The sequence below is a fragment of the Micromonospora sp. NPDC005163 genome (assembly GCF_053599835.1).
This window is the reverse complement of record NZ_JBSFYP010000004.1, coordinates 91,570-103,539: the sequence shown is the minus strand read 5'-3', so window position 1 is coordinate 103,539 and position 11,970 is coordinate 91,570. Positions and strand designations below refer to the sequence as shown.

The window sequence follows — 11,970 nt, the reverse complement described above, 5'->3', positions numbered from 1 at the left end:
TGACCCCCCGTATCTCCGTGACGAGGAAGCGTGCCGTGAGCGAGCAGAACGCCGTGCCAGTGGACCCCGCCGACGACCTTCCCGAGCAGATGAAGGTCCGCCGGGAGAAGCGGGACCGGATGATCGCCGACGGCATCGAGGCCTACCCCGTCGGATTCCCGCGTACCGCCACCCTGTCGGAGGTCCGTGGGCGCTACGCCGACCTGCCCACCGACACCGCCACCGGCGACCAGGTCTCGGTAACCGGACGGGTGATCTTCGTACGCAACACGGGCAAGCTCTGCTTCGCGACGCTGCGCGACGGCGACGGCACCGAGTTGCAGGCGATGCTCTCGCTTGACCGGGTCGGGCCGGAGCGGCTGGAGGCCTGGAAGCGGCTGGTCGACCTCGGCGACCACGTCGGTGTCGCCGGCGAGGTGATCACCAGTCGCCGCGGTGAGCTGTCGGTGCTGGCCGACCGTTGGGACATGACCGCCAAGGCGCTGCGGCCGTTGCCAGTGGCGCACAAGCCCCTCTCCGAGGAGGCACGGGTCCGGCAGCGCTACGTCGACCTGATCGTCCGGCCGCAGGCCCGGCAGATGGTCCGTACCCGGGCCGCGGCGGTGCGCAGCATCCGCGATTCGTTGCATGGGCAGGGTTTCATCGAGGTGGAAACTCCGATGTTGCAACTGCTGCACGGCGGCGCGGCGGCCCGACCGTTCGTGACCCACAGCAATGCGTTGAACACCGACCTGTATCTGCGAATCGCTCCGGAACTGTTTCTCAAGCGCGCGGTGGTCGGCGGTGTCGACCGTGTCTTCGAGATCAACCGCAACTTCCGTAATGAGGGTGTCGACTCTTCGCACTCACCGGAGTTCGCGATGCTGGAGACGTACGAGGCGTACGGCGACTACGACACGATGGCCGAGTTGACCCGCAATCTCGTGCAACAGGCGGCGGTCGCGGTCAGCGGCTCGACCGTGGTGACCCACGCCGACGGTCGGGAGTTCGACCTGGGCGGTGAGTGGCGGTCGGTGACCCTGTTCGGCGTGCTTTCCGAGGCGCTTGGCGAGGAGGTCACGGTCCGCACCGAACGGTCCCGCCTCGTGGAGTACGCGGAGAAGGTGGGATTGGCCGTGGACCCGAAGTGGGGCCCGGGCAAGCTGGCCGAGGAACTGTTCGAGGAGCTGGTCGTCCCCGGCCTGGAGGCGCCCACCTTCATCCGGGACTACCCGGAGGAGACCAGCCCGCTCACCCGTGCGCACCGCAGCGAGCCGGGGCTGGCCGAGAAGTGGGACCTCTACGTGCTCGGGTTCGAGCTGGGCACCGCGTACTCGGAGCTGGTCGACCCGGTGGTGCAGCGGGAGCGGCTGGTGGCCCAGGCGCAGCTCGCCGCCCGTGGCGACGACGAGGCGATGCGTCTCGACGAGGACTTTCTCCGGGCGATGGAGTACGGAATGCCGCCGGCCGGCGGTATGGGAATGGGAATCGACCGGCTGTTGATGGCCCTGACCGGGCTCGGAATTCGGGAAACCATCCTCTTCCCGTTGGTCCGCCCGGAGTAGTCCGGCTCGCCTCGCGCCGCGTCGATACCGCATCCTATTGACGGGGCGCGCGGCGCGGGGGTTATTGTGCTCTCGTTAGCAGGAGCACCCTGCTCGAAAGGAATGTGGGACGTGGCCAAGCAGATCATTCACAAGCTGGTCGATGACCTGGACGGCGGGGACGCGGACGAGACTGTCAAGTTCGCCCTCGACGGCGTTCAGTACGAGATCGACCTGTCGAGTTCCAACGCCGCGAAATTGCGCGACGTATTCGCTCCCTACGTGGGCGCCGGCACCAAGGTGGGCCGGGGCGGCGTGGTGATCGGAGGACGGGCCGCCCGCGGCCGGGGCGGCGCGACCGCCGACCGGGAGCAGAACAAGGCGATCCGGGAGTGGGCCAAGAAGGCCGGCAAGGACATCTCGGACCGGGGGCGCATCCCGCAGGAGATCGTCGACGAGTACCACGCGAAGCGCTGATCCTCAGCAGTCTGGTGGCCAGCGGCCGCCGCAGGGCGACACCGACGCCGGGCCGGAGCATTCTCCGGGCCGGCGTCGCCGTATTCCCGTCAGGCGCGGGGCCGGAGGCCGGAGGCCGAGCCAGGGTCGGGAAGCATTCCCACGCGACCGACGTTGTCCACAACCGGTGGAGCAGTTGTCCACAGCCTGTGGAAAACCCTCCCCAGGGTCGGGCGCAGCGTTCGTCGCCAGCGCCGGCCCCCTCCCCGGAGCTCTCCGGAGCCGGGAGAGGGCTTCCGTCGCGCCGGTCGGATTTCGCTCTGCGCGTAGCGACAGGGGTACCGGAACACCTCCTGAGCGCGGACGGTTGTGCAAAACGACGTGGAACCGACCCGTACCCGAGACACACGACCTCAGCTGAGTCGGTCAGCGACGATAGAGTAAGGAGGCACGGACGCCCGTCCCGGACGTTCGTGCACCGGCCCCGCCAAGATCTTGACCATCAAGGCGCACGGCACGTGAGGAGCACGAGGGCATGTTCGAGCGGTTCACCGACCGAGCGCGACGGGTTGTCGTCCTGGCCCAAGAAGAGGCCCGGATGCTCAACCACAACTACATCGGTACGGAACACATCCTGCTGGGCCTGATCCACGAAGGTGAAGGCGTCGCGGCAAAGGCCCTGGAGAGCCTCGGCATCTCCCTGGAGGGCGTCCGCCAGCAGGTCGAGGAGATCATCGGCCAGGGTCAGCAGGCGCCGAGCGGGCACATCCCGTTCACGCCGCGGGCCAAGAAGGTGCTGGAGCTGTCGCTGCGCGAGGCGCTGCAGCTCGGCCACAACTACATCGGCACGGAGCACATCCTGCTCGGTCTGATCCGCGAGGGTGAGGGCGTCGCCGCCCAGGTGCTGGTCAAGCTCGGCGCCGACCTCAACCGGGTCCGCCAGCAGGTGATCCAGCTGCTCTCCGGCTACCAGGGCAAGGAGCCGGCCGCGGCGGGCGCCGCGCCGGGTGAGGCCGCGCCGTCGACCAGCCTGGTGCTGGACCAGTTCGGCCGCAACCTGACCCAGGCCGCCCGTGAGGGCAAGCTCGACCCGGTCATCGGGCGCGAGAAGGAAATCGAGCGGGTCATGCAGGTGCTCTCCCGCCGTACCAAGAACAACCCGGTCCTGATCGGTGAGCCCGGCGTCGGTAAGACCGCCGTGGTGGAGGGCCTGTCCCAGAAGATCATCAAGGGCGAGGTGCCCGAGACGCTCAAGGACAAGCAGCTCTACACGCTCGACCTCGGTGCGCTGGTCGCCGGTTCCCGTTACCGCGGTGACTTCGAGGAGCGCCTCAAGAAGGTGCTCAAGGAGATCCGCACCCGCGGCGACATCATCCTGTTCATCGACGAGATCCACACCCTGGTGGGTGCGGGTGCCGCCGAGGGCGCGATCGACGCGGCGAGCATCCTCAAGCCGATGCTGGCCCGCGGTGAGCTGCAGACGATCGGTGCCACCACGCTCGACGAGTACCGCAAGCACCTGGAGAAGGACGCCGCGCTCGAGCGCCGGTTCCAGCCGATCCAGGTGGGTGAGCCGTCGCTGGCGCACACCATCGAGATCCTCAAGGGCCTGCGCGACCGCTACGAGGCGCACCACCGGGTCTCGATCACGGACGCGGCCCTCGTCGCGGCCGCGACTCTGGCCGATCGATACATCTCCGACCGCTTCCTGCCGGACAAGGCGATCGACCTGATCGACGAGGCCGGTGCCCGGATGCGGATCCGCCGGATGACCGCGCCGCCAGACCTGCGCGACTTCGACGAGCGCATCGCCCAGGTGCGTCGCGACAAGGAGTCCGCGATCGACGCGCAGGACTTCGAGCGCGCCGCCCAGCTGCGCGACAAGGAGAAGCAGCTCCTCGGCCAGAAGGCGCAGCGGGAGAAGGAGTGGAAGGCCGGTGACCTGGACGTCGTCAGCGAGGTTGACGACGAGCAGATCGCCGAGGTGCTGGGCAACTGGACCGGCATCCCGGTCTACAAGCTGACCGAGGAGGAGACCTCGCGCCTGCTGCGCATGGAGGACGAGCTGCACAAGCGCGTCATCGGCCAGGAGGACGCGGTCAAGGCGGTCTCGAAGGCGATCCGGCGTACCCGGGCCGGCCTGAAGGACCCGAAGCGCCCGTCGGGCTCGTTCATCTTCGCCGGCCCGTCCGGTGTCGGTAAGACCGAGCTGTCCAAGGCGCTCGCCGAGTTCCTCTTCGGCAGCGAGGACGCCCTCATCCAGCTGGACATGTCCGAGTTCCACGACCGCTACACGGTCTCCCGGCTGGTAGGTGCCCCTCCCGGCTACGTCGGCTACGACGAGGGCGGGCAGCTGACCGAGAAGGTGCGGCGTCGGCCGTTCTCGGTGGTTCTCTTCGACGAGATCGAGAAGGCCCACCCGGACGTGTTCAACACGCTGCTCCAGATCCTGGAGGACGGTCGGCTCACCGACGGTCAGGGTCGGATCGTGGACTTCAAGAACACGGTCATCATCCTGACCACCAACCTGGGCACCAGGGACGTCGCCAAGGCGGTGTCGCTCGGCTTCCAGGCGTCGGAGGACTCCGAGTCCAACTACGACCGGATGAAGCAGAAGGTCAACGACGAGCTCAAGCAGCACTTCCGGCCTGAGTTCCTCAACCGGATCGACGACACCATCGTCTTCCACCAGCTGCGCCAGAACGAGATCCTCTCGATCGTGGACATCATGATCCAGCGGATCGAGACGCAGCTGCGCAACAAGGACATGGGTCTGGAGCTGACCGACAACGCCAAGAAGTACCTGGCGTTGAAGGGCTTCGACCCGGTGCTCGGTGCCCGTCCTCTGCGTCGCACAATCCAGCGCGACATCGAGGACAACCTGTCCGAGCGGATCCTGTTCAACGAGCTGACCCCGGGTCAGATCGTTGTGGTGGACTGCGAGGGCGACCCGAACGACATCGACAAGTCCAAGCTCGTGTTCCGGGGCGCGGAGAAGCCGGTGGAGGTTCCGGACGCCGTGCCGGCCGACCTCGGTGGCACCGCCGCCGCGGGCGCGGACGAGTAACACAAGCAGCATCAGGGGCGGGGCCCCGGTGGCGCGAGCCACCGGGGCCCCGCTTTTTTTGCTGTCCCCGTGTCCTTGCCGTGTGCGCGGCTTCCACCCCTCGGCGGTTGGTGTCCGTCCGATGCGGCCCCCACCGGGTGGCGGTCACTGTCTTTGGCGCTATACCTCAGAGGTATGAATATGCCTCTGAGGTATAGCGCTCGTTGCCGACCTCGCCCCGGCCGCGTCGGCGGAGGTGATCAGGCGGGTAGGGACGGGCCGTCGCCGGCGAGGCGGAAGGAGTCGGCCCCGACCGCTTCCACCAGCCCGTCCTGAACCAGGCCGGCCAGGGCCCGGGCGCGCTGCACGTCGTCGGTCCAGACCTGGTCCAGCCGCTGGTGCGGCACCGGTCCGGTGTTCTCTCGGAGCACCCCGAGCAGCAGCCCGCGTACCTGCCGGTCGGTGCCCGCGTACCGCTGGGGGCGGCGTGTGGGTCCGGCCGGCGCCTCCTGCCCGGAGGCCCTCCACGCGCAGACCGACTCGACCGGGCAGGCCGTGCAGCGCGGTGAACGGGCCGTGCAGATCACCGCGCCCAGCTCCATGAACGCCGCGCTGGCCAGGGCCGCTGCGGCCGGCTCGGCGGGCAGCAGCTCCTCGGTCGCGACCAGGTCGGCGGGCCGGGTGGCCGCCCCCGCGTCCGGTTCGCCGGCCACCGCCCGGCAGACCACCCGGCGCACATTCGTGTCGACCACCGGGTGCCGCTGCCCGTACGCGAACGCGGCCACCGCCCGCGCCGTGTACGTGCCGACCCCGGGCAGCGCCAAAAGCTGCTCCAGTCGGTCCGGCACCTGGCCGCCGTGCCGGTCCACGATCGCGACCGCGCACTCCCGCAGCCGGACCGCCCGGCGGGGGTAGCCGAGGCGCCCCCACATCCGGATCGCCTCGGCCGGGCTGTCCGCCGCCAGCGCGGCCGGGTCCGGCCAGCGGGCCAACCACGCCTGCCAGGCGGGGACCACCCGGACCACCGGCGTCTGCTGGAGCATGACCTCGCTGACCAGAATGGCCCACGGGCTGACCCCGGGCTCGCGCCACGGCAGGTCACGGGCGTGCTGTCGGTACCACTGGCTGATCAGAGTGGCGAAATCGGGTTGAGTCATCGCGCCGTCGATGATGTCACGCGGCGCGTTCCCGCTGGATGGGCGGCTCGGGCGGGGTGTCACGGCGGCGGCCGACGGATCGGGCAGAATGCCCGGATGAACGAGCTCGCGATCACCGTCATCGGTCGGGACCGGCCGGGCATCGTGGCCGACGTCGCCGAGGTGCTGGCCCGACTGGGCGCCAATCTCACCGACAGCACGATGACCCGGTTGCGGGGGCACTTCGCGATGACCCTCATCTGCACCGGTCCGGCCGCCACCGAGGTCGAGGCGGCGCTGGCGCCGCTGGCCGCCGAGGGTCAGCTTCTGGCGACGGTACGCGCGGTCATCCCGGACGGTGAGGTGGCCCCGGTGGGCGAGCCGTACGTGATGGCGGTGCACGGGTCGGACCGGATGGGCATCGTCGCGGCGATGACCCGGGTGCTGGTGGACGCCGGCGGGAACGTCACCGACCTGAGTACCCGGTTGGCCGGCTCGCTCTACGTGGTGCTGGCTGAGGTGGAGTTGCCGGCCGGCGTCGCCGACGGGCTGACCGACCGGTTGCATCGGACGGCTGCCGAGCTGGGGGTCGAGGTCACCCTCCGGCCGGCGGATCCGGATCTGCTGTGACCGGCGAGCGGAGCGACCCGGGCACTGACTGGAACGTCGGGACGTACGTCGGCCTGGGCGACTGGACGCCGGAGTCGCTGGCCGAGCCGGGCGAGGTGCGCGCGGTGGTGTCGGCCCCGCACCCGGTGCTGAGCCGGGCCGGCGGCGAGGTCGATCCAACCGCGGGGGACACCGTCCGGTTGGCCGCCGACCTCGTCGCCACCATGCGGGTGTCGCCGGGTTGCGTCGGCCTGGCCGCACCGCAGATCGGGGTGGCGGCCCGGGTGTTCGCCGTCGACGTGACCGGGCATCCGAAGGCCGTCACCGTGCACGGCACCTTCGTGCTCTGCAACGCCCGGGTGGTCGAGGCGACCCGGTGGAAACCAGGCCGGGAGGGCTGCATGTCGGTGCCGGACCTGACCGGGGACGTGAAGCGGGCCAGCCGGTTGGTGGTGGAGGGCGACCTGCCGGGCAGCGGGGAACCGGTCCGTCTGGTGACCGACGGCTTCGAGGCGCGCGCGTTGCAGCACGAGATCGACCACTGCGCCGGGCTGCTCTTCCTCGACCGGGTGGCCGGCGCACACGCCGTCTATCAGCGCAAGGTCTACCTCTGACGGTGCGCCGGACGATCGACAAGGTCGTCCTCAGTGGACGGTTACCGGGTGGTGCCGGCGGCGCTCCGGCGCGTCGCGGCGGGCTGGGGGGCGCAGCGCCGCTACGGTGGGAGGCATCATGCGTCTGACGGTCGGCCCCCTGCCACCCGCCGTGTACTGGCGGCGTCGCGCCGTCGTACTCGGAGCGGGGCTTCTCTTCCTGATTGTCCTGCTCTACTCGTGCACCGGCTCGGGTCGCTCCGACGGTCGGCCGCAGGCGGGGGAGACGCCGACGTCTGCTCCGACGTCCGCCGCGAGCCCGGGTCCCGGCGGGCCGGTGTTGACCCCGCAGACCGGCGCTCCGCCAGCGTCCGACGATCCTGACAACGGGAGTCCGAGCCCGGAGACCACCAGCAACGACCCGCCACCGGGCTCGGCTGCCGGGTCGGTGGACGACGGCACCTGCACCGATGCGGAGATCAGCGTGACCTCGGTGGCACGGCCCACCTCCGTTCAACGCGGAGCGGTCGTCGACCTGAAGCTCAAGATCAAGAACACCTCGGACCGGACGTGCAGCCGGAACGTCGGTGCCGACCTTCAGGAGATCTTCATCAAGTCCGGGGCCGAGAAGGTGTGGTCGTCGGACACCTGCGGCAAGGTCAAGGGTTCGGACGTGCAGTCCTTCACCCCGAACTTCGAGCGTTCCTACGAGGTGGGCTGGAACGGGCGGGACACCACCCGCTGCGACGGCAGTGGGCTGGCCGCCGGCCCCTTCCCGCCGGTCGGGACGTACCAGGTGTTCGCCCGGGTCGGCACCAAGCTCAGCGCGCCGGTAAAGGTCACAGTCACCGGCTGAGCCGGGTCAGACGTACCGCTCCAGGATTGATGCCTCGGCGAGCCGGGACAGCCCCTCGCGGACACCCCGGGCCCGGGCATCGCCGACCCCCTCGACTGCCTGCAGGTCCTCCACCGTGGCGCCCAGCAGCCGCTGGAGGCTGCCGAAGTGCACCACCAGCCGGTCGACCACCGGCACCGGCAGCCGGGGCACCTTGGCCAGCAGCCGGAAGCCCCGAGGGCTGACCGCGGCGTCCAGCGCGTCCGATGCGGCCGGGTAACCGATGGCCTTGGCCACCGACACCAGGTCGATCAGCTCGGTGGCGCCGAGCAGGTCCAGCTCGACCAGCGCCTCGTCCAGAGTGCGGGACTTGCGGCCGACCGGGAGGTAGTCCCGGATGACCAGCGTCCGGTCGGCGTCCACGCCGGCCATCAGCTCGTCGAGCTGGAGGGCGAGCAGACGGCCGTCGGTGCCCAGCTCGACCACGTAGCCGGCGATCTCGTCGGCGATCCGGCGGACCATCTCCAGTCGCTGCACCACCGCCACCGCGTCCCGCACGGTGACCAGGTCCTCGATCTCCAGAGCGGAGAGCGTCCCGGAGACCTCGTCCAGCCGGAGCTTGTAGCGCTCCAGGGTGGCCAGCGCCTGGTTGGCTCTGGAGAGGATGGCCGCCGAGTCGTCGAGCACGTGCCGCTGACCGTTGACGTAGAGGCTGATGATCCGCATCGACTGGCTGACCGAGATGACCGGATAGCCGGTCTGCCGGGCCACCCGCTCGGCCGTGCGGTGCCGGGTGCCGGACTCCTCCGTCGGGATGGACGGGTCGGGCATCAGGTGCACGGCCGCCCGGACGATCCGGGTGCCGTCGCTGGAGAGCACGACCGCGCCATCCATCTTGCAGAGCTCCCGCACCCGGGTCGCGGAGAACTCCACGTCCAGGGGGAAGCCGCCGGTGCACAGGCCCTCGACGACCTTGTCGTAGCCGAGCACGATGAGCGCGCCGGTGCGGCCGCGCAGAATGCGCTCTAACCCGTCCCGCAGCGCGGTGCCGGGTGCCATCAGGGCGAGGTTCGCCCGCAGCGGGTCCCCGGCGCTCCCGGCGGCTCCCGCGGTCACGCTGACACTGATCGTGCGGGCGGGCGAGCCCACGCCGCCGGTGCGGGCGTGGGGCGGCGCGCCGGCAGGCTTGGTGGTATCGCGGTCGATCGGCACGGGCACAGTCTACGGACTGCCGTGCGGTGGGTGCTGTCGTGGTTACTGTGATGTGTCACGATGCCGCCCCTTCAGCCGTTTCCCGCTTGCGGCGTGCTGTCCGGTATCGCCGTCCCCGTCGACACGGTGGGTCACTCGGCGGACGCACGAGCGGCATGGTGCAACGCCGAGCGGACGTCCGTGACCTCGGTCACCCGCATCTGTTCGGGACCGGCACCGGTGCTGGCCGGGCCGCAGCCGGGCGGGACCAGGGCCACCTTGAACCCGAGCCGGGCCGCCTCGGCCAACCGGCGCGGCACCGCCCCGACCCGGCGCACCTCGCCGGTCAGCCCCACCTCGCCGATCGCCACCAGGTGCGGCGCGATGGCCAGGTTGAGCCCGCCGGACGCGACCGCCAGCGCGACCGCCAGGTCGGCGGCCGGCTCCACCACGCGGATTCCGCCCACGGTGGCCGCGAAGACCTCCCGGTCGTGCAGGGTGAGCCGCTCGGTGCGGCGTTGCAGCACCGCGAGCACCATCGCCAGCCGGGCCGAGTCGAGGCCGGAGACCGTACGCCGGGGCGAGCCGGCGACCGTCGCGCCGATAAGTGCCTGCACCTCGGTGACCAGGGCGCGGCGCCCCTCCATCGCCACCGTCACGCAGGTGCCCGGCACCGGCTCGGAGTAACGGGTCAGGAACAGCCCGGACGGGTCGGCGAGGCTGCTGATGCCGCCCTCGTGCATCTCGAAGCAGCCGACCTCGTCGGCCGCGCCGAACCGGTTCTTGACGCCGCGCACGAGCCGCAGCGACGAGTGCTTGTCGCCCTCGAAGTGCAGCACCACGTCGACCAGGTGCTCCAGCACCCGGGGGCCGGCGACCTGGCCGTCCTTGGTGACGTGCCCGACCAGCACCGTGGCGATGCCCCGCTCCTTGGCGACCGAGACCAGCGCCGAGGTGACCGCCCGGACCTGGGTCACCCCACCGGGCACCCCCTCGGTGCCGGTCGTCGAGATGGTCTGCACCGAGTCGAGCACCAGCAGGCCCGGCTTGACCGCGTCGAGGTGCCCGAGCACCGCCGCCAGGTCGCTCTCCGCCGCGAGGTAGAGCTGGTCGTGCAGGGTGCCCATCCGCTCGGCGCGGAGGCGTACCTGACTGACCGACTCTTCGCCGCTGACCACGAGCGACGGGCTGCCGGCGCCGACGGCCCACTGCTGCGCCACGTCCAGCAGCAGGGTGGACTTGCCCACGCCCGGCTCGCCGGCGAGCAGCACCACCGCGCCCGGGACCAGGCCGCCGCCGAGCACCCGGTCGAGCTCGCTCACCCCGGTGGGCCGGGCGCGGGCCGGTGCGGCGCTGATGGTGGCGATCGGTCGGGCCGGCTCGGCGGGAAGCCGGGAGCTGACCACCCGACCGGAGACCGTCGGGCCGGTCACCGTGCACTCGACCACCGAGCCCCACTCGCCGCATTCCGGGCAGCGCCCCACCCACTTCGGCGGCTGGTGGCCACAGGCGTCGCACTCGTAGGCCGGGCGTGGCTCGCGGGCGGTGGACCGACCGCGGGCGCCGCTGGCCGTGCCGCCGCGCGGAGGGGTCGATCGGGAGGTGGTCACATCAGGACGCTAGCCCTCGCGTACGACGAAAACACCCCGGCGTGGTGGTCACCACGCCGGGGCGTTTGTCGATGTCGCTCGGGTCAGCCGTGGGTCGTGCCGCCCTCGTCACCCTCGTAGCCGCCCTCGCGCTCGATGATCGGCGAGGGGGGCGCTGCCGGGGTGAGCGGCACCGCGACCGGCGCGGGGCCGGTGAGCGTGTTGCCGTTACCGAAGTCGAAGGTCACGACGACGTTCTGGCCGGAGCGCAGCGCCTCGGTCAGGCCGATCAGCCGGAGCTGCTGGGTGGCCTCGGAGTTGAGCTGGAGGTAGCTCAGCGGAGCCAGCTCGATCCGGGCGGGCTGACCCGGAGTGGAGGGGCTGGCCGAGCCGGACGCCCGCGCGGACTCCGGGGCGGACGGGGTGGCCGAGGACGATCCGGTCTCCGACGGGGTCGCCGACGGGCTGGCCGAGCCGGAGTCGGAGGCGGACGGGCTGGCGGAGGCCGACTCGGAGGCGGACGGCGACGGGCTCTCCGAGCCGCCGCTGATCACGACCTCGCGGGCGCTCTCGGTGGTGACGGTGACCGTCACCGTGTCCTTCGAGTCGTTGTAGATCACGGCGTTGAGTGTTGCGTCCTGCCCAGCCCGGTAGCCCTCGGTGCCCGGGTACTCGACCAGCAGGCCACGCACCGCGAAGACGCCGTTGCCGGACGAGAGGTTCACGCCCTGGACCGACGTCGCCTTCTTGGCGGTCTCGGCGATCTGGCCGGCGCCGCACCCGGACGCCAGCAGGCTGGTCGTCACCGCAATCCCGGACAGCAACAGGGCCGCCCGCCGGGATCCCCTGATCGAGCGCGTCACGTCGGTCCTCCTCGTCACGATCCCCACCCGGCCGTACGCCGGGCACGGTGGCCATACCCGCGCAGACCGCGCTCCAGGGTAGTTGGAGCTGATCGAGGCCCGCACGCGGACCCGGGCAATGCCACCTTC

At 70.9% G+C, this 11,970-nt stretch carries 10 protein-coding genes; 6 read left to right on the top strand and 4 right to left on the bottom strand.

Annotated elements, in window-relative coordinates; translation table 11 throughout:
• Positions 1–35 precede the first annotated feature (35 nt).
• The 3 genes from lysS to ACWD6N_RS05340 all read left to right on the top strand — a co-directional run bounded on the left by lysS (position 36) and on the right by ACWD6N_RS05340 (position 5,046).
• On the top strand, positions 36–1,544 hold the full coding sequence (gene lysS, locus ACWD6N_RS05350) for a lysine--tRNA ligase (protein WP_387324267.1): 1,509 nt from the start codon (positions 36–38) through the stop codon (positions 1,542–1,544).
• A 111-nt stretch (positions 1,545–1,655) separates the two neighbouring features.
• On the top strand, positions 1,656–2,000 hold the full coding sequence (locus ACWD6N_RS05345) for a histone-like nucleoid-structuring protein Lsr2 (RefSeq protein ID WP_074318984.1): 345 nt from the start codon (positions 1,656–1,658) through the stop codon (positions 1,998–2,000).
• Between the two features lie 514 nt (positions 2,001–2,514).
• Positions 2,515–5,046, top strand: a complete 2,532-nt coding sequence (locus ACWD6N_RS05340; protein ID WP_354963451.1) for an ATP-dependent Clp protease ATP-binding subunit — start codon at positions 2,515–2,517, stop codon at positions 5,044–5,046.
• 239 nt (positions 5,047–5,285) lie between these two features.
• Here ACWD6N_RS05340 and ACWD6N_RS05335 read toward each other — a convergent pair whose 3' ends face one another.
• A complete protein-coding gene (locus ACWD6N_RS05335) occupies positions 5,286–6,182 on the bottom strand; it encodes an A/G-specific adenine glycosylase (protein ID WP_450004520.1) in 897 nt (298 codons plus the stop codon).
• A gap of 96 nt (positions 6,183–6,278) precedes the next feature.
• Here ACWD6N_RS05335 and ACWD6N_RS05330 point away from each other — a divergent pair, with 96 nt between their 5' ends.
• The 3 genes from ACWD6N_RS05330 to ACWD6N_RS05320 all read left to right on the top strand — a co-directional run bounded on the left by ACWD6N_RS05330 (position 6,279) and on the right by ACWD6N_RS05320 (position 8,219).
• A complete protein-coding gene (locus ACWD6N_RS05330; protein WP_354963453.1) occupies positions 6,279–6,791 on the top strand; it encodes a glycine cleavage system protein R in 513 nt (170 codons plus the stop codon).
• On the top strand, positions 6,788–7,384 hold the full coding sequence (locus ACWD6N_RS05325; protein WP_354963454.1) for a peptide deformylase: 597 nt from the start codon (positions 6,788–6,790) through the stop codon (positions 7,382–7,384). The genes ACWD6N_RS05330 and ACWD6N_RS05325 overlap by 4 nt, the downstream gene beginning before the upstream one ends.
• Before the next feature lie 118 nt (positions 7,385–7,502).
• Complete coding sequence (locus tag ACWD6N_RS05320; RefSeq protein ID WP_354963455.1) at positions 7,503–8,219, top strand: RAD23 family protein; 717 nt, start codon at positions 7,503–7,505, stop codon at positions 8,217–8,219.
• Positions 8,220–8,225: 6 nt separating this feature from the next.
• Here ACWD6N_RS05320 and disA read toward each other — a convergent pair whose 3' ends face one another.
• From disA to ACWD6N_RS05305, 3 genes are all read right to left on the bottom strand, one after another.
• Positions 8,226–9,410 carry a DNA integrity scanning diadenylate cyclase DisA gene (gene disA, locus ACWD6N_RS05315; RefSeq protein WP_089021854.1) on the bottom strand — a complete coding sequence of 395 codons (1,185 nt, stop codon included), beginning with the start codon at positions 9,408–9,410 and terminating at the stop codon, positions 8,226–8,228.
• A 131-nt stretch (positions 9,411–9,541) separates the two neighbouring features.
• Positions 9,542–10,999: a DNA repair protein RadA gene (gene radA, locus ACWD6N_RS05310; protein WP_354963456.1), complete on the bottom strand. Its 1,458-nt coding sequence runs from the start codon at positions 10,997–10,999 to the stop codon at positions 9,542–9,544.
• Between the two features lie 83 nt (positions 11,000–11,082).
• The gene (locus ACWD6N_RS05305; protein WP_354963457.1) at positions 11,083–11,841 is read right to left on the bottom strand and encodes a hypothetical protein; all 759 of its coding nucleotides are present in this window, start codon (positions 11,839–11,841) and stop codon (positions 11,083–11,085) included.
• Positions 11,842–11,970: the final 129 nt, after the last annotated feature.